Source organism: Saccharopolyspora sp. NPDC002686, assembly GCF_040295745.1.
GTDB lineage: Bacteria > Actinomycetota > Actinomycetes > Mycobacteriales > Pseudonocardiaceae > Saccharopolyspora > Saccharopolyspora oryzae.
In genome coordinates this window covers 1-16,369 of the sequence record NZ_JBEOVY010000165.1, presented here as the reverse complement: position 1 = coordinate 16,369, position 16,369 = coordinate 1, and the positions used below count along the sequence as shown (strand labels likewise).

General features: G+C 70.6%; 16 protein-coding genes and 1 pseudogene. 10 read left to right on the top strand and 7 right to left on the bottom strand.

Features of this window, described 5'->3' with window-relative positions; translation table 11 throughout:
• A pseudogene (locus tag ABTZ89_RS21585) lies at positions 1–92 on the bottom strand (superoxide dismutase); the annotation flags it as partial.
• Between the two features lie 382 nt (positions 93–474).
• On the opposite strand from ABTZ89_RS21585, the gene ABTZ89_RS21580 reads away from it, so the two are divergent.
• From ABTZ89_RS21580 to ABTZ89_RS21570, 3 genes are all read left to right on the top strand, one after another.
• Positions 475–1,410, top strand: coding sequence for an ABC transporter substrate-binding protein (locus ABTZ89_RS21580; protein WP_351047445.1), 936 nt, complete (start codon positions 475–477; stop codon positions 1,408–1,410).
• A 125-nt stretch (positions 1,411–1,535) separates the two neighbouring features.
• Complete coding sequence (locus ABTZ89_RS21575) at positions 1,536–2,549, top strand: FecCD family ABC transporter permease (protein ID WP_351047442.1); 1,014 nt, start codon at positions 1,536–1,538, stop codon at positions 2,547–2,549.
• Positions 2,546–3,319: an ABC transporter ATP-binding protein gene (locus tag ABTZ89_RS21570; RefSeq protein ID WP_351047439.1), complete on the top strand. Its 774-nt coding sequence runs from the start codon at positions 2,546–2,548 to the stop codon at positions 3,317–3,319. Before ABTZ89_RS21575 ends, ABTZ89_RS21570 begins: the two co-directional genes overlap by 4 nt.
• A 2-nt stretch (positions 3,320–3,321) precedes the next feature.
• Here ABTZ89_RS21570 and ABTZ89_RS21565 read toward each other — a convergent pair whose 3' ends face one another.
• Together ABTZ89_RS21565 and ABTZ89_RS21560 are read right to left on the bottom strand one after the other, a co-directional pair.
• Entirely contained in the window at positions 3,322–4,821 is a 1,500-nt protein-coding gene (locus ABTZ89_RS21565; protein ID WP_351047437.1) for a glutamate-cysteine ligase family protein, read from the bottom strand.
• 26 nt (positions 4,822–4,847) lie between these two features.
• Positions 4,848–5,240: an aldo-keto reductase family protein gene (locus ABTZ89_RS21560; protein ID WP_351047434.1), complete on the bottom strand. Its 393-nt coding sequence runs from the start codon at positions 5,238–5,240 to the stop codon at positions 4,848–4,850.
• A gap of 171 nt (positions 5,241–5,411) precedes the next feature.
• Between ABTZ89_RS21560 and ABTZ89_RS21555 the strand changes: the two genes are divergently transcribed.
• Both ABTZ89_RS21555 and ABTZ89_RS21550 read left to right on the top strand, forming a co-directional pair.
• A complete protein-coding gene (locus ABTZ89_RS21555; RefSeq protein WP_351047430.1) occupies positions 5,412–6,215 on the top strand; it encodes a TrmH family RNA methyltransferase in 804 nt (267 codons plus the stop codon).
• Positions 6,215–6,838 carry a DUF2537 domain-containing protein gene (locus ABTZ89_RS21550; protein ID WP_351047448.1) on the top strand — a complete coding sequence of 208 codons (624 nt, stop codon included), beginning with the start codon at positions 6,215–6,217 and terminating at the stop codon, positions 6,836–6,838. Before ABTZ89_RS21555 ends, ABTZ89_RS21550 begins: the two co-directional genes overlap by 1 nt.
• 253 nt (positions 6,839–7,091) lie before the next feature.
• On the opposite strand, the gene sepH is transcribed toward ABTZ89_RS21550, so the two are convergent.
• The 4 genes from sepH to ABTZ89_RS21530 all read right to left on the bottom strand — a co-directional run bounded on the left by sepH (position 7,092) and on the right by ABTZ89_RS21530 (position 12,012).
• Positions 7,092–8,069, bottom strand: coding sequence for a septation protein SepH (sepH, locus tag ABTZ89_RS21545; RefSeq protein WP_270948488.1), 978 nt, complete (start codon positions 8,067–8,069; stop codon positions 7,092–7,094).
• 266 nt (positions 8,070–8,335) lie between these two features.
• Positions 8,336–9,478 carry a phosphoserine transaminase gene (gene serC, locus ABTZ89_RS21540; protein ID WP_270948489.1) on the bottom strand — a complete coding sequence of 381 codons (1,143 nt, stop codon included), beginning with the start codon at positions 9,476–9,478 and terminating at the stop codon, positions 8,336–8,338.
• A 404-nt stretch (positions 9,479–9,882) separates the two neighbouring features.
• On the bottom strand, positions 9,883–10,791 hold the full coding sequence (locus tag ABTZ89_RS21535) for a YecA family protein (protein WP_270948490.1): 909 nt from the start codon (positions 10,789–10,791) through the stop codon (positions 9,883–9,885).
• Positions 10,792–10,884: 93 nt separating this feature from the next.
• Positions 10,885–12,012 carry a citrate synthase 2 gene (locus ABTZ89_RS21530; RefSeq protein ID WP_351047425.1) on the bottom strand — a complete coding sequence of 376 codons (1,128 nt, stop codon included), beginning with the start codon at positions 12,010–12,012 and terminating at the stop codon, positions 10,885–10,887.
• Between the two features lie 275 nt (positions 12,013–12,287).
• Here ABTZ89_RS21530 and ABTZ89_RS21525 point away from each other — a divergent pair, with 275 nt between their 5' ends.
• From ABTZ89_RS21525 to ureG, 5 genes are all read left to right on the top strand, one after another.
• On the top strand, positions 12,288–12,590 hold the full coding sequence (locus tag ABTZ89_RS21525; protein ID WP_270948492.1) for an urease subunit gamma: 303 nt from the start codon (positions 12,288–12,290) through the stop codon (positions 12,588–12,590).
• A gap of 82 nt (positions 12,591–12,672) precedes the next feature.
• Positions 12,673–13,056: an urease subunit beta gene (locus ABTZ89_RS21520; protein WP_270948493.1), complete on the top strand. Its 384-nt coding sequence runs from the start codon at positions 12,673–12,675 to the stop codon at positions 13,054–13,056.
• Positions 13,037–14,764, top strand: coding sequence for an urease subunit alpha (locus tag ABTZ89_RS21515; RefSeq protein ID WP_351047420.1), 1,728 nt, complete (start codon positions 13,037–13,039; stop codon positions 14,762–14,764). The genes ABTZ89_RS21520 and ABTZ89_RS21515 overlap by 20 nt, the downstream gene beginning before the upstream one ends.
• 159 nt (positions 14,765–14,923) lie before the next feature.
• The gene (locus ABTZ89_RS21510) at positions 14,924–15,616 is read left to right on the top strand and encodes an urease accessory protein UreF (protein WP_351047417.1); all 693 of its coding nucleotides are present in this window, start codon (positions 14,924–14,926) and stop codon (positions 15,614–15,616) included.
• Positions 15,606–16,322: an urease accessory protein UreG gene (ureG, locus tag ABTZ89_RS21505; RefSeq protein ID WP_270948496.1), complete on the top strand. Its 717-nt coding sequence runs from the start codon at positions 15,606–15,608 to the stop codon at positions 16,320–16,322. Before ABTZ89_RS21510 ends, ureG begins: the two co-directional genes overlap by 11 nt.
• Positions 16,323–16,369 lie beyond the last annotated feature (47 nt).

Sequence of the window (16,369 nt, the reverse complement as noted above, 5' to 3'; positions counted from 1 at the left end):
CTGTGGTGCAACTCGTTGATCTCACCGGCGATCGCCGGCTCCAACGCCGCGTAGTCGTAATCCAACTCCGGCAGGACGTACTGCTGCGCCATCGAGCCTTCTCCCTTCGCTGTCGACAGACTCTAGCTACTGCCACATTATTGCAACTAGGCGGCATGGAGGCGTTGATCTCATCTACCGGGCGAGTTGCGCAAATGGCCTCGTTGAGCTGCGAAAACCCCGTGGCGAGGGGAAATTTGCCCGGTTGACCCGGCTCGGCGGCGTGGTGCAGCATCCTCAGCGACCCCGCGAGCGGGAGAAGTCCGGTCGAAGTCCGGCGCTGACCCGCAACGGTAGGCCGCGCACGTCGCGGCGAGCCCGATCACCTGCTGGCGAGGGATGACTCCAACGACTGTCGCGGCCTGCGGTCGGGGTCTGGGACGCCTGCGTGCGCTCCTGGTCTCGCGCAACCGCGCACGACCCTGGAAGGCACGGATGCGCCGCACATTCGCCCTGATCCTGGCCGCGCTGTTCCTGGCGGGCTGTTCCAGCGCCGAGCCGCAGGCGAACGGTCCGCGGGTCGAGAACTGCGGCCGCGTCGAGACCTTCGCCGACCCGCCGAAGCGCGTGGTCAGCCTCAACCAGCACGCGACCGAGATCCTGCTGGCGCTCGGCCTGGGCGATCGGCTCGTCGGCACCGCCTTCCCCGACGACCACGTGCCGCCGCCGGAAGTCGCCGCCGGTTACGCCGAGGTGCCGCTGCTGGCCGATCGGTACCCGTCCTACGAGCGGATCCTCGAAGCCGAGCCGGACCTGGTCGTCGGCGGCTACGCCAGCGCCTTCGACGAAGCCGAGGGGCGCGGCCGCGAGGCGTTCGAGCGGAACGGCATCAACACCCTGTTGCTGTCGGAGTCCTGCGCGTCCGCGCCGAGCGGGATGGGCACGCTGCTCGACGACATCACGATGTTCGGCGAGGCGCTCGGACTGCAGGACAACGCGCGTGAGCTCAACGACGGCATCAAGGCGCGCGTGCAGGCGGTCGAGCAGCGCCTGGCGGGCGTGCAGCCGGTCGACGTCTTCGTCTACGACTCCGGCGAGCAGACCGCGTTCACCTTGGGCGGCAACGGTGTTGGCAACGACGCGCTCCGCCGGGCCGGTGGGCGCAACGTCTTCGACGACGTGCCGAAGGTGTTCGAGGACGTCAGCTGGGAGCAGGTCGCCGCGCGGACCCCGCAGGCCGTCGTACTCGTCGACTACCTCGGCGCCCCGGTGCAGAACAAGCAATCCTACCTGGAAGGACACCCCCTGGCCTCGGGCACGCCCGCAGTGCGCGACCGCCGCTTCAGCACGATCCCCCTCGTCGAGCTCACCGAGGGAATCCGCTTCCCCGGCGCCGTCGAGCGCTTGGCCCGAGACCTGCACGGCGCATGAGCAGGCGAGCTCTGCCCAACCGCACCTCAGGGGACCGTGACGTAAGCCAGCCACAAGAAACCGCAAAACGCGAGACCACTCCGGGACGCAACCACCACTGTGAATCGCGGAGAGGCGGGACTGGCATGAGTCGGCGTCTCGTGTTGGTGTACGCCGCGTTGCTGATTGCGCTGGTGGTGGTCGGGGGTCTGGCGGTGTCGTTGGGTTCGGTGCGGCTGCCGCTGGGGCAGGTGTGGCGGATCGTGCTGGAGCCGGTGGTGCCGTGGATCGAGCAGGACTGGACCTCTGCGCGCGCGGCGATCGTCTTCGACTCGCGGATGCCGCGGGTGGTCGGCGGCATGCTGGTCGGCGCCGTGCTCGCGCTGTCCGGCGCGGTCGCGCAGCTGGTCACGGGCAACCCGCTGGCCGATCCGTACCTGCTCGGCGTGTCCGGAGGGGCCGGGTTCGCGGTGTCGCTGACGATCGTCCTGGGCATCGGCGCGGGAACTGTGGGGCTGCCGATCGTCGCGTTCCTCGGTGGTTTGGCGGCGTTGCTGGTCGTGCTGGCGGCGTCCGGGCGTTCCGGGTCGGTGACGACGCTGGTGCTCGGCGGTCTGGCCGTCGGGCAGGTGGCGTTCGCGATGACCTCGTTCGTCCTGCACGCCTTCGGCACCGGTGATCAGGCCAAGCAGGTGCTGTTCTGGATCAGCGGCGGGCTCGGGGGAGTGCGCTGGGATTCGTTGCCGGTTCCCGCCGCAGTGCTGGCGATCGGGTTGATCGCCGCAGTCGCGGCGGGGCGTTGGATGAACGTCCTGCACAGCGGTGACGACGCCGCGGCGGCGCTCGGGATCAACGCGCGGGTGTTCCGGACGTTCTGCCTGATCGCGATCTCCTTGCTGGCGGGGACCGCGGTTTCGGTGGCCGGCGGGATCGTGTTCGTCGGACTGCTGGTGCCGCACGCGGCGACGTTCCTGGTGGGGTCCGAGGCGCGGCGGCTGCTGTCGGTGTCGGCGCTGCTCGGCGCGGTGTTCCTGGTGGCGGCGGACCTGGTGGCGCGGCTGGTCGTCGCGCCGTCGGAACTGCCGGTTGGCGTGCTCACCGCGCTGGTGGGCGGGCCGGTGTTCCTGGTGATGTTGCGGCGTCGACGGAGGATCGCGTGAGCCTGCGGGTCTGCGGCGTCCAGGTTTCCCTGGGCGGCCGACCAGTTCTGTCCGATGTGGACGTCGAGGTCCGGCCCGGTGAAGTGTTCGGGCTGGTGGGGCCGAACGGCAGCGGCAAGACGACCTTGCTGCGCACGCTCTACCGGGCTGTCCGGCCGGTGGCCGGGACGGTGGAGGTCGCTGGTCTGGCGGCTGGTGGACGGCGTGAACTGGCGCGCATCTTGGCCGCGACCACGCAGGAAACGGAAGCTCGCGCGGCGCTGACCGTGCGAGAAGTGGTGTCGCAGGGGCGAGTTCCGCACCTCGGGCTGCTGGACCGGATGAGCGCGGCCGACCACGAGATCGTCGACTCGGCACTGCATTCCACGAGCCTGCTCGACGCGGCGGAGCGCGATGTCCGCGCGCTGTCGGGCGGTGAGCGGCAGCGCGTCTCGATCGCGCGGGCGCTGGCGCAGCAGCCGAAGGTCCTCGTCCTCGACGAACCGACGAATCACCTCGACCTGCGCCACCAGTACGGAGTCCTCGCGCTCCTGCGCTCGCTCGCCCGCGACGGCCTGACGGTCCTGCTGACGCTGCACGACCTGCGCCTCGCCGTGGAGTTCTGCGACCGCTTGGCAGTCCTTGACGAGGGACGGATCGCGGCGACCGGCACGCCATCGGACGTCCTCGAGCCGGATCTCCTGGCCGAGGTCTTCGGTGTCGATGCCCGCCTGACCTCGAACAACGGTCGCCCCTCGCTCGACATCACCGGTGCGATCGGTCAGTTCTAGGTTCAGCCCACGGGCCAGGTGTGCACCGGGGTTCCTTCGTCGGAGAGCGTGATGTAGTGCTCGAGCATGGTGGCCAGGGCCTTCGGGCGGTCCATGCCCCGTTCTTCCATGCGCGCCACGGTTTCCCGTTGCCAGGTCGCGCCGTTTCGGCGGGCCAGGCAGCGCTGCTCGATCACGCCCAGGTAGCGCTCGCGGGCCTCGTCGGAGACCCCGCACGCTTGCAGTCCGTCGTGCGCCATCGGCAGCAGCCGGCGCATCACCAGCTCGTCGGGAGCCACCCAGCCGGTGCCCGGCCAGTACAGGTGGGAGTCGAAACCGCTGCGGGCACCGGAGAACAGGTTCTCCTCCGCCGCGGCGAACGACATTTGAGTCCACAGAGGACGATCCTGTTCGGTGAGCGCCCGCTGGGCCCCGTAGAAGAACGCCGCGTTGGCGACGATGTCCACCACCGAGGGGCCGGACGGCAGCACCCGGTTCTCGATGCGCAGGTGCGGAACCCCGTTCACCAGGTCGTACACCGGGCGGTTCCAGCGCCAGATCGTGCCGTTGTGCAACCGCAGCTCGTTCAGCGTCGGAGCCCGGCCGGCCTCCAGCGCCGCCACCGGATCCTCCTCCTCGGGATCGGGCAGCAGCGCCGGGAAGTACCGGACGTTCTCCTCGAACAGGTCGAAGATCGACGTGATCCACCGCTCGCCGAACCACACCCGCGGCCGCACGCCCTGGTTCTTCAGCTCCTCGGGCCGGGTGTCGGTGGCCTGCAGGAACAGCGGGATCCGGGTCTCGTGCCAGAGCGCTTTGCCCAGCAGGAACGGCGAATTCGCGCCGATCGCCACCTGCACCCCGGCCAGGCACTGCGCGGCGTTCCAGTGCGCGGCGAAGTCCTCCGGGGCGACCTGCAGGTGCAGCTGGACCGAGGTGCACGCCGACTCCGGCAGGATCGAGTTGGCGTAGGAGCGCAGCCGCTCGGTGTGGTAGGCCTCGCCGAGCGGCTCGCCCTCCATGTCCAGCAGCATTTCCTCGCCCCGCGCCAGGAAGATCTGCTCGTTGAGCAGCGAGTAGCGGGGGTTGCGGGACAGCCAGCCCGGGTCGAAGTGCGAGCTGCGCAGCGTCGGGAGCGTGCCGATCATGACGATCTTCGCGCCGACGTCGTGCGCACCACCGTCGGCTCGCCGGAGCGCGCCGCGCATGCGTTCCTCGAGCCTCAGCGCGCTGTCCCCGGCCAGCACCCGCGGTTCCACGTTCAGCTCGATGTTCTGCTGGCCGAGCTCGGTGGTGAACGCCGGTTCGTCGATCTTCTCCAGCACCTCGGCGTTGGACATCGACGGCTCCATGCCCTGATCCACCAGGCACAACTCCATCTCCAGCCCCATCTGCTGGTGCGGGAAGGAGAAGTTGCCCTCGGCGAGCATCCGGGCCAGGGCGTCGAGGCCGCGCTGCATCTTGTTGCGATACCGCTGCCGGTCCACCGGCTTGAACGCTCGATCGTCCACGTGCCGTCCCATGCTGTCTCCGCTCGATCGGCAGCACGTCAGCGCGCAGCGCTGGGGAAACCACCGTGACACATCCGTACCCGCCGAACCAGCGGCCAAAACGGTGTCGCCGAGCGGGGCGCGAGGCGATCACGCAGAGGCGTCGTCGAGGCGCCGGACCTGCTCCGCGGTGGGCTCCGGATCGGTCGCGCGCAGCAGGTCGGCGAGCCGATCGGTGGTGCGGGCGGGGTGGTGACGGTGCGTTGCGCGCGCAGCCGGAGCAGCGAGATCGACGCGATGCGGGCATTACGCAGCGTTGCGATCTCGTCCAGTGCGGTGAGGACTGTGAGGACGCGCTCATCCAGGTGGGCGCGGGCGCCTCCAGCGTGTGAGTGGATCGGCCAGAAGTCGTTGCGCTCCACCAAGTTGTACTTCGCCTGCAGCGTGGTCAACTCCGCCGAACCCTCGCGGCGCGAGGCCTCCAGCGCTCGGCGGGGCCGCGGTGCCGTCATCGGCGCGGGTGCAGCAGTGAATCTTCAGCAGTCGCCGCGATGTTCGCCGGAATCCGGTGCGGGTGGACCGACCGGGGCGGTGGTGCCGGGGTGGGTGCGAGAATGCGGTGCGTGGCGCACATTGTCGAGATCAGCGAGGCCGACGATCCGCGGGTCGACGACTTCCGCGATCTGTCGCGCGCGGACCGCCGACCGGACCGGCCGGGCGGACGCGGGCTGGTGATCGCCGAAGGCGTCGTGGTGGTCGAACGGCTGCTCGCCTCGCCCTACCCGGTGCGCGCGCTGTTCGGGGTGCGCCGCCGGGTCGACGACCTGGCCGAGGCCACCGCCGCCCTCGACGTGCCCGCCTACGTCACGAGCGCTGACGTGATGGCGCAGGTCGTCGGGTTCCACCTCAACCGCGGCGTGCTGGCCGTGGCCGACCGCGCCCCGGCGGTCCCGCCGGCGGAGCTGATCAGCCGGTCCCGCCGCCTGGCGGTGCTGGAGGGCATCGGCGACCACGAGAACCTCGGCGCGCTGTTCCGCAACGCCGCCGCGCTGGGCGTCGACGGCGTGCTGCTGGGCGCGGGCTGCTCGGATCCGCTGTACCGGCGCAGCGTCCGGGTGTCGATGGGGCACGTGCTGCGGGTGCCGTTCGCGCACCTGGAGTCCTGGCCGGAAGATCTCAAGCTGTTGCGCGACAACGACTTCCGGATCGCCGCGCTGACCCCCCGAGCGGACTCGAAATCCCTTCGCGATGCCGGCCTGGACCAGGGGCGGGTCGGGGTCCTGCTCGGATCTGAAGGCCCCGGGCTCACCGACGAGGCGATCGACTCGGCCGACCTGGCGGTGCGGATCCCGATGGCCGGCGGCGTGGACTCGCTCAACGTCGCGACGGCCGGGGCGATAGCTTTCCACGCGATGAGCGGGGCGTGATGCGCGAGTCCGGCTGGGAACTGCACGCGCGCTCCGGGCGCGCGGTGCTGGTGCGCGACACCGACCACGAGGTGGACCCGGGCCGCTTGCGGCTGCCGGACTCCCTGGTCGACGCCCTCCACGAGTGGGCGCACGTCGCCGACGCGGCAAGCTCGCCGGAAACCGCGGACGCCGACCGCGAACTGATCTCGAAGCGCGGACGCCAGCTGGCGGTGCGCCTCGCCGCGGAAACCGGCGGCCAGATCGGCTACCTCGACCCGCTCAGCGGTCGCCTCGACCAGATCGGCCGCCCCCGCCCGGCCCACCCGACCCAGCACCGCCACCCGGTCCCGGCTCCCGCCGACGAACCAACGCCGTGGGGCCCGGGCCTATTCGTCAGCGCGATCATCGCGGCGATCACCACGGTCATCCTGGTGGTGGTGACCCGAGGCCTGGCGGACGTCAGCGCAATCCTGGCAACGGTGGTCAACCTGGCGGTAGCGGCGGGCTTCGCCCCCTCGATCTGGCTAGGTCGCCGAATCGCGGTCTGGCGCTGGGTCGCCTACGGCACAGCAGCAGGAATCGTCCTAGCCTGGCTAGCCCTCCTCCTCAGCCTCCTCGGAGACCCACCCCCACCCCTCTGACCGAGGTTGTCCATCCTCGTCTTGCGTGGCGGTGCAGGCGGCGGAACCACAGACGCTGCGCGTGGTGTTCGGGCATCGCGGCTGTGGTCGCCGGCCGGAATCAAAATTCCATTGAAATGGGATGTCCAATTTCAATGGAATTTGCGGAAGTCGTCCCCGGGCTGGGGTAGGTGTCGCCAGTTGTCGGGGTGTGAACAGGAGAAGGCCGGGGTGAGCTGGTGCTCGCCCCGGCCTTCTGCCGTCTTCGTTCGGTTTAGCGGTGGGAGCGGACTCCGAGGAGGACGTCTTCCCAGGACGGGACGATCGGGTGGCTCTTCCGCCCCCTCCGCGGCTCCGCCGCGTCCGGTGCCTCCGTCCCCTCGGCGGTCGCGCCTTCGGCGCTCTCCGCCGCGGGCTCCGCTTCCGGGGCTCCCGGCTCCGCCGGTCGCTCCGGCGCTCCGGTGTCCAGGTCCAGCGTCGGCGCCTCCGCCAGCGGCGCTGCCGCCGGCTTCGGCGCCTCCGTCAGCACCGATGCTTCCGTCAGCAGCGGGGCCGGCGCCTCCGGCACCGGTGGTGCCGTCGGCTCCTCGGGGCGTTCCTGGCTCTGCTGGTCGAGCTGGAGCGCTTCGCGGGCCAGCTCGGTGACCGGGCGGACCGTGCGCAGCGGACGGTTGGGCGACGGGTCGAGCAGGTCGGCCGCGTGGTCGTCGAGGGGTGCCACGGTGCCGCCGTGCGCGCCGGGGTGGAACACCCAGTGCGCGAGGTTCTCGGAGCGGCCTGCCTGCCAGGTCAGCTGGATGACCCACTTGCCGTCCTCGCCGCGCCAGGAGCCCCAGTCGGCCTCGGCGTACTCGTGGCCGCGCATGCCGAAGGTGTGCGCGACGACCTCGCCGAGGGTCTGCACGTCCGGGCCGTCCTCGCGGACCGGGTGCGCGCGCTGGGCCATCTCGGCGATCTGGCGGCGTTCCAGCAGGACCGGGTAGGCGTAGCGCTCGATGCGGTGCTCGGGGATGCCGGAGGCCTCGGCGATCTGCTCGACGGACGCGCCGGAGCGGATGCGGGCCTGGATCTCGCGCGGCCGCATCTGGGCTTCCATCTCGATCTGGACCTGGCCGAGCCTGGTGAGGTCACCGCGGGCCGCGGCGCGCAGTCGCTCGTCGGCGGGCACGGTGAAACGCTCGCCGTTCTCCGGGTCCTCGCAGATGACGGATTCACCGTCCTCGTCGAGCCCGACCACTCGCAGCGCTCGCATACGCGTGCCTCCCACCGACCTACATGTCACCAAGCTGTGACGGTAACCCGGCGCGCCGCCTTGACGCGGGAGGCACGCCGGGCACGTCGTGTCGCTGTTGGTCGCTCTCCCGGCATCGATCTTGCCGGAAAGGTGCCGCCTCGGCGAACGAGTAAAACCACTCAGGTTTGCTGAGCAATACCCGGAGTGGTTGATTTTTCACTCGGTGTAGTGAGGATTGGGGCAAAACTGCCGGGGCCCGAGCGGACCCCGGCAGCGCTGCGTCGTCAGGAGAGCTGCGAAACCACCCAGTCGATGGACTTCGTCAGCGAGGTGACGTCATCCGGCTCGATCGCCGGGAACATGCCGATGCGCAGCTGGTTGCGGCCCAGCTTGCGGTACGGCTCGGTGTCCACGATGCCGTTGGCGCGCAACGCCTTCGCGACCGCGGCGGCGTCCACCGAGTCGGCGAAGTCGATGGTGCCGACCACCTGCGAGCGCTTCGCCGGGTCGGTGACGAACGGCGTGGCGTACTCCGAGGCCTCGGCCCACTGGTACAGGCGCTGCGAGGACTCGCGGGTGCGCTGCGAGCACCAGTCCAGGCCGCCCTGGCCGTTCATCCACTCGATCTGGTCGGCCAGCAGGAACAGGGTCGCCAGCGCCGGGGTGTTGTAGGTCTGGTCCTTGCGCGAGTTGTCCAGCGCGGTCGGCAGCGACAGGAACTCCGGCACCCAGCGGCCCGAGGCGCCGATCTCGCCGATCCGCTCGATCGCGGCCGGGCTCATCGCGGCCAGCCACAGCCCGCCGTCGGCGGCGAAGCACTTCTGCGGCGCGAAGTAGTAGACGTCGACGTCGGCGGCGTCGAAGGGCAGGCCGCCCGCGCCGGAGGTCGCGTCCACCGCGATCAGCGCGTTCTCGGAGCCCTCGGGGCGGGTCGGCGCGAGCATCACGCCGGTCGAGGTCTCGTTGTGCGCCCAGCCGATCAGGTCGACGCCCGGGTCCGACACCGGCTCCGGGGCGTCGCCCGGCTCGGCCGAGACGACCACCGGGTCGCCCAGGAACGGGGCGGTCTTGGCGGCCTTGGCGAACTTCGAGGAGAACTCGCCGTAGGTCAGGTGCAGCGAGCGCTCGCGGATCAGGCCGAAGGTCGCCGCGTCCCAGAACGCCGTGGTACCACCGACGCCCAGCACGATCTCGTAGCCGTCCGGCAGCGAGAACAGCTCCCGCAGTCCCTCGCGCACCTGGCCCACCAAGGACTTCACCGGCTTCTGGCGGTGCGAGGTACCCATCACGGCAGCGCCCTCGCTGGCCAGCCGGGACAGCTGCTCGCTGCGCACCTTGGACGGTCCGCAGCCGAACCGGCCGTCGGCGGGCTTGAACTCTTCGGGCAGCTTCAAGGTCGTCGGGTCGATGGTCTCGGCCTGCGTCATGCCGGCGCCTCCGGGCGTTGTCGTGGTGATCGAGCAGGGGGCGGGACCGCGCCTCCCCGCGCGCCAGTGGCCTGCTGACCGGCGCCGTTGCCGGTTCGGCTCAAGTGTTGCAGCAGGGTTGACGGCAGGTGAAGCCGAGTCCGCTGCGAACAGCCGCACCGCAACTTACTGCGACCCGCGCTCGATGGCCAGCACTGGATTAGAACCTGTCTGACGCACTCGTTTTGCGTGGCGGCGCGGGTAGCGGAACCTCAGACGCCCCCTGGCTGTGGGATCCCGTTCTTATGTATGTCCAATACACGGCGAACGGGCTGTCCTCGCCAGGCGACGTCTGAGAACCCGCGGCGGTGCCGGTTGCTTAGGTGGGCTAAACGCCTTCGGCGTTTCAAACACAAAGAACACGCTTAGGCGAAGCCAGGGGCGCCGCAGCACTTCTTGTACTTGCGTTCTGAACCGCACCAGCAGGGATCGTTGCGGCCGGGCGGCCACGGGGTGGGTCGGGCTGCCTCGGCGATGAACTCCGCGCGGGTCGACAGCTCCTCCGGCGGGAGATCGAGGGACTCGGCGAAGGCGACCAGTGCGTCGAGGGATCCGGTGGCCAGCAGCGAGTTCGGCTGCTCCGCCAGCGTTCGCTGGACTTCGCGGCGGTGCTGGAGGTGGGTGCGGTCCGGGTGCCAGTCCGGGTACCTGCGCTGGACCTCGGCGAACTCCGCTTCAGGCCAGTAGAGGACCGCGGTCGGGGCCTGCCGGTGGCTGATCTCCTCGATCTGCTCGAAGAACTGGTGGGCGCGCTCCTCGAGGCGGGCGTGCAGCTCGTCGTACTGGTCCGCGGGCAGCCCCAGCTCGCGGCGCAGCACGGCGCGCTGCCGCAGCACCCCGGATCCGGGATCGCCCTGCTCCAGCTCGGCGTCGAGGTCCGGGACGAAGCGGGTGACGCCGACGTTGAGCCACCGCAGCGCCTCCTGCTGCGCGCCGATCGCTTCGTAGCCCGCGGCGGCTTCGGCGTAGGCCCACTCGCAGTCCGAGCCGTCGCGCAGCAGCTGCGCCAAGAGCTGCTCGCCTTCCTCGTGGCGCCCGTGGGTCAGCAGGAAGGTGGCGTAGGAGGCGTGGCCGCTGAGCACGTTGCCGCCGTCGTCGACCTCTGCCGCGGCGGCCAGCGCGCGTTCTTCGCGCTCGTGGTCGCCGGCCATGTGCCAGTAGCCGCCCGCTTCGACGAGGTCGTCGCAGCGCTGGTCGCTGTCCTCGGCGTCCTCTTCCAGCGCTTCGGCGTACTGGACGTAGAGCTCGCGCTGCTCGTCGGTAGGTAATGCCACTTCCCCACGCTACCGCTGTTCCCGGCACACCCGGACATGTCGGGCACTGCCCGGGGCGGGGTGCCGGCCGCAGGCACCCCACCCCGGTGCGCATCAGATCGGGGCGACGAGCTGGCCGAGGTCGTGCCAGCCCTCGACGTCCTGCGGGGAGCGGGGGTCGGGGCCGATGTACTGGGCCGACGGGCGGATCAGCCGGCCGGTGCGCTTCTCCTCCAGGATGTGCGCCGACCAGCCCGCGAGGCGGGCGCAGGTGAACATCGCGGGCATCATCGCGGTGGGCACCGCCGCGAAGTCGAGCACGACGGCGGCCCAGAACTCGACGTTCGTCTCGATCTGCCGGTCCGGACGCCGCTCCCGCAGCACCGCCAGCGCCGCCTGCTCCAGCTCGCGGGCCACCTCGAAGCGCGGCGCGCCGAGCTGGTCGCAGGTGTTGCGCAGGACCCGGGCGCGCGGGTCCTCGGCGCGGTAGACGCGGTGGCCGAAGCCCATCAGCCGGTCGCCGCGGTCCAGGATCGACTCCACCACGCGGCGGGCGTCGCCGGTGCGCTCGGCCTCCTTGATCATCGGCAGCACGCGGGCCGGGGCACCGCCGTGCAGCGGCCCGGACATCGCGCCCACCGCTCCGGACAGGCAGGCCGAGACGTCAGCGCCGGTGGAAGCGATCACCCGGGCGGTGAAGGTGGAGGCGTTCAAGCCGTGCTCGGCGGCCGACACCCAGTACGCGTCGAGGGCCCGGACGTGCACGGGGTCGGGTTCGCCGCGCCAGCGGGTGAGGAACTGCTCGGTGGCCGTGGTGGCCTCCTCGACCCGGGACTGCGGGACCGCGGGCAGGTCGCCGCGCGCGGACTGCGCGACGAAGGACAGCCCGAGCGCGCAGGCGCGTGCGAGCTGATCCCGGGCCTGCGCCTCGTCGACGTCGAGCAGCGGGGCGAAACCGTAAGCGGGCGCGAGCATCGCCAGGGACGCCTGCGCGTCGGCGCGCACGTCGCCGGTGCGGACCGGCAGCGGGGTGCCGTCGGCGACTGGGAGGCCGTTGCCGAACTCGCCGTCCACCAGCAGCGCCCACACGTCGCCGAAGGAGGCGGTGCCCACGAGGTCTTCGATGTCGACGCCGCGGTAGCGCAGCGCACCGCCGTCGCGGTCGGGCTCGGCGATCTCGGTGCGGAAGGCGACAACGCCCTCCAGGCCGGGGCGGAACTCGGGCTGACCTGCACTGCTCATGGCTACCTCGCCTCCTCGCTGGTCGCGTGCGCGCGGATGCGCGGACGCGGGGAGTGGCGGGGTGAAGGCGTCTGGACCACAGTGCACCCGCCGGGCTCGGCGCACAATCCCGGTGCGCGGAAAAAAATCACATGGTGACCCAAGTCACCCGATGTGCCGAAAATTCCGTTAGCGATGTAAAAGTCCGGAAAAATGGTTGGGAAGGGGCAATTATGCGGTATTAAACCCGCAGGACACGGCGGGCATGGCTTTTTTCCGCGTGTTAAACAAGTTTCATGCATCTTGCTCCTCATGAGCGCGACAAGTTGCTCGTCTACGTGGCGGCTCGATTGGCGCGCGAACGGCTGGATCGCGGGCTGAAGCTGAACTACCCGGAAGCGGTCGCGCTGATCACCGACCACGTCGTCGAAGGAGCTCGGGACGGCCGGACCGTCGCCGAACTCATGCAGAGCGGTCGTCAGGTCCTGCGCGCCGACCAGGTCCTGGACGGCATCCCCGAGATGATCCACGACGTGCAGGTCGAGGCGACCTTCCCGGACGGCACCAAGCTGGTCACCGTCCACGACCCCATCACCTGAGCGCGAATCTCCGCCCGGGGCCCGGTTTCGGCCGCGGGCCCGATTCGTCCACGTCTCGACACACATCGCTAGGGAGTTGCCCATGCGGCCCGGGGAGATCATCACCGCGGAGAACCACATCCCGCTGAATCCGGGGCGGGACCGGATCCGCCTCACCGTCGTCAACCGCGCCGACCGCGCCGTGCAGGTCGGCTCGCACTACCACTTCGCCGCGGTCAACCCCGGTCTCGAGTTCGACCGGGCCCAGGCCTGGGGCCACCGGCTGGACGTGCCCTCGGGCACCGCCGTGCGGTTCGAGCCGGGCGTGGCGCGCGAGGTCGACCTGGTGCCGGTCGGCGGCAGCCGGCTGGTGCGCGGCCTGCGCCTGGAGTACGCGGGCGAGCTCGACGCCCGCGACCACGAACCCACCCCGTTCACCTACGGCGAGAAAGGCGAGGGACACCACGGTGAGCACATCGTCCATTGACCGGTCCCAGTACGTCGAGCTGTTCGGCCCGACCACCGGCGACCGCATCCGGTTGGCCGACACCGACCTGCTGATCGAGGTCACCGAGGACCGCAGCCAGGGCCCCACCGGCTCCGGCGACGAGGTCGTCTTCGGCGGCGGCAAGGTCATCCGCGAGTCGATGGGCCAGTCCGCCGCCATCCGCGCCGAGGGCACGCCCGACGTGGTCATCACCGGTGCGGTGATCCTGGACCACTGGGGCGTCATCAAGGCCGACGTCGGCATCCGCGACGGCCGCATCGTGGGCATCGGCAAGGCCGGCAACCCCAGCGCCAACAACGACGTGGACCACTCGCTGGTGATCGGTCCGTCGACCGAGGTCATCGCCGGCAACGGCAAGATCCTCACGGCCGGCGGCATCGACTCGCACGTGCACTTCATCTGCCCGCAGGAGGTCGACACCGCGCTCGCCTCCGGGCTGACCACGCTGATCGGCGGCGGCACCGGACCGGGCGAGGGCAGCAAGGCCACCACGGTCACGCCCGGCGCCTGGAACCTGCGGATGATCATGCAGTCCGTGGACACCATGCCGGTCAACGTGCTGCTGCTCGGCAAGGGCAGCACCATGCGCGGCGAAGCGCTGTGGGAGCAGCTGCGCGCCGGTGCGGGCGGGTTCAAGATCCACGAGGACTGGGGCGCGACCCCGGCGGTGCTGGACAGCGCGCTGCGCGTCGCCGAGGAGTCCGGCGTCCAGGTCGCCCTGCACGCCGACACCCTCAACGAGGCCGGGTTCTACGAGTCCACGCTGGAAGCGATCAACGGCCGCTCGATCAGCGCGTTCCACGTCGAAGGCGCCGGTGGCGGGCACGCCCCGGACATCATCCGGCTCGCCTCGCACGGCAACGTGCTGCCCTCGTCGACCAACCCGACGCGGCCGCACACGGTGAACACCATCGACGAGCACCTCGACATGGTGATGGTCTGCCACCACCTGAACCCGTCGGTGCCCGAGGACCTGGCGTTCGCCGAGAGCCGCATCCGGCCGTCGACCATCGCCGCCGAGGACTTCCTGCACGACCTCGGGGCCATCTCGATGATGAGCTCGGACGCGCAGGCGATGGGCCGCATCGGCGAGGTCATCATGCGCACCTGGCAGACCGCGCACGTGATGAAGCGCCGCCGCGGCTCGCTGCCCGGCGACGGGCGCGCGGACAACAACCGGGCGCAGCGCTACGTCGCGAAGTACACGATCAACCCGGCGGTCGCGCACGGCATCTCGCACCACGTCGGATCGGTGGAGGTCGGCAAGATGGCCGACCTGGTGCTGTGGGACCCGAAGTTCTTCGGCGTCCGCCCGCACATCGTGCTCAAGGGCGGGTTCGCGGCGTGGGCGGCGATGGGCGACGCGAACGCGTCGATCCCGACCCCGCAGCCCTACATCGCGCGGCCGAGCTTCGGTGCGCAGCCGCGCACGGCGGCGGCGAACAGCATGTTCTTCGTCGCGCCGGTGGCACTGGACGCGAACCTGCCCGAGCAGCTGCAATTGAGCTCGCGGATGGTTGCCGTGGACAGCACGCGGGACGTCGGCAAGGCGGACATGCGGCACAACGACGCGACGCCGGACATCCAGGTCGACCCGGACAGCTTCGCCGTCCACATCGACGGCGAGCTCGTCGAGCCGGCGCCGGTCTCCGAGGTCCCGATGGCTCAGCGGTACTTCCTGTTCTGAGCCGGTCGTGCGCGGTGGTGGTGGTCCTCACCACCATCGCCGCGCACGGCACCTGATCAGTGCGATTTCAATGGAAATCGGACCTCTGATTTCCATTGAAATTGCGGACATGTAGCTGGAACGGGTGAGGATTTTCGCTCGTTCGGAAAGGGGAGAGCGGTGCGAGCCGGTCTCGCGGTGCTTGCACTCGCCGATTCCCGGTTCCCCGGCGGGGGACACGTGCACTCCGGCGGCGTCGAGGAGGCGGCCGCCCGGGGACTGATCACGGGAATCGCCGATCTGCGCGAATTCCTGCACGGGCGCCTGCGCGCCGCAGGTGCCCTGCAAGCGGTGTTCGCCGCCGCCGCGGCGCACGCCGCCACCCGCCGGGTCCGAAGTGGACACTGGCGGGAGCTGGACGTCGAACTCGACGCCCGAACCCCGTCCCCGGCGCAGCGGGAGGCCTCGCGCGCCCAGGGGAAGGGGATGATCCGCGCCGGCAAGGCGGCTTGGCCGTCGCCGGTGCTAGCCGAACTGGTGGCCGCGAGCCCGCGGCCACACCACCCGATCGTGCTCGGCGTGCTGGCTGCGACAGCCGGTGCCGGGCCGCAGGAAGCGGCGCTGATCGCCGGGTACCTGTCCGTCAGCGGGCCGTCCTCCGCGGTGGTCCGGCTGCTCGGGATGGATCCCTTCGCGGCCAACGCCGTGGTCGCCGAGATGTCCGACGAGCTGGACCGGATCGCCGCCGAAGCAGCGGCCACCGCCGGGCTGGACCCGGCCGACCTGCCCGCGCCCGGCGCTCCGGTGCTGGACCTGCTCGCCGAATCGCACGATCGACATCACCGGGAAGAGGTGCGTCTCTTTGCTTCCTGAACACGGCCACGGACACGGTCACGGGCACACGCATCCGGTCAACTTCGACCCGACGGCGACCGAACCCGACCCGTTCTCCGCCGAACCCCAGCACGGGCGGCCGTTCCGCCTCGGCATCGGCGGGCCGGTCGGCAGCGGGAAGACGGCGCTGACCGCCGCGCTGTGCCGGGCGCTGGGCCAGGAGATCAACCTCGCCGTCGTGACCAACGACATCTACACCACCGAGGACGCCGACTTCCTGCGCAGGGCCGGGGTGCTCGACACCGACCGGATCGAGGCGGTGCAGACCGGCGCGTGCCCGCACACCGCGATCCGCGACGACATCACCGCCAACCTCGACGCGGTCGACCGGCTCACCGAGCGCCACCCCGGCCTCGAGCTGGTCATCGTGGAGAGCGGCGGGGACAACCTGACCGCGGTGTTCAGCCGTGGCCTGGCCGACAGCCAGATCTTCGTGGTCGACGTCGCCGGTGGCGACAAGGTGCCGCGCAAGGGCGGGCCGGGCGTGACCACCGCGGACCTGCTGGTGATCAACAAGATCGACCTGGCCGAGCTGGTCGGGGCCGACATGGAGGTCATGGTCTCCGACGCGCACCGGATGCGCGGCGAGCTGCCGGTGATCACCCAGTCCCTGACCCGGACCCCCAACGCGCCCGACGTGTCGGCGTGGGTCCGCGAGCAGCTCAAGGTCGGCATCAGTGCGTGAGCGATCCGGTCGTGAGTGCGTAACAGTGTTCGAACACTGTTACGCAC

Coding starts and splice junctions, on each gene's coding strand:
- ABTZ89_RS21580 (WP_351047445.1), top strand. CDS start 475: ATGCGCCGCACATTCGCCCTGATCCTGGCCGCGCTGTTCCTGGCGGGC.
- ABTZ89_RS21575 (WP_351047442.1), top strand. CDS start 1,536: ATGAGTCGGCGTCTCGTGTTGGTGTACGCCGCGTTGCTGATTGCGCTG.
- ABTZ89_RS21565 (WP_351047437.1), bottom strand. CDS start 4,821: ATGGGACGGCACGTGGACGATCGAGCGTTCAAGCCGGTGGACCGGCAG.
- ABTZ89_RS21550 (WP_351047448.1), top strand. CDS start 6,215: ATGCGCGAGTCCGGCTGGGAACTGCACGCGCGCTCCGGGCGCGCGGTG.
- sepH (WP_270948488.1), bottom strand. CDS start 8,069: ATGCGAGCGCTGCGAGTGGTCGGGCTCGACGAGGACGGTGAATCCGTC.
- serC (WP_270948489.1), bottom strand. CDS start 9,478: ATGACGCAGGCCGAGACCATCGACCCGACGACCTTGAAGCTGCCCGAA.
- ABTZ89_RS21530 (WP_351047425.1), bottom strand. CDS start 12,012: ATGAGCAGTGCAGGTCAGCCCGAGTTCCGCCCCGGCCTGGAGGGCGTT.
- ABTZ89_RS21525 (WP_270948492.1), top strand. CDS start 12,288: ATGCATCTTGCTCCTCATGAGCGCGACAAGTTGCTCGTCTACGTGGCG.
- ABTZ89_RS21520 (WP_270948493.1), top strand. CDS start 12,673: ATGCGGCCCGGGGAGATCATCACCGCGGAGAACCACATCCCGCTGAAT.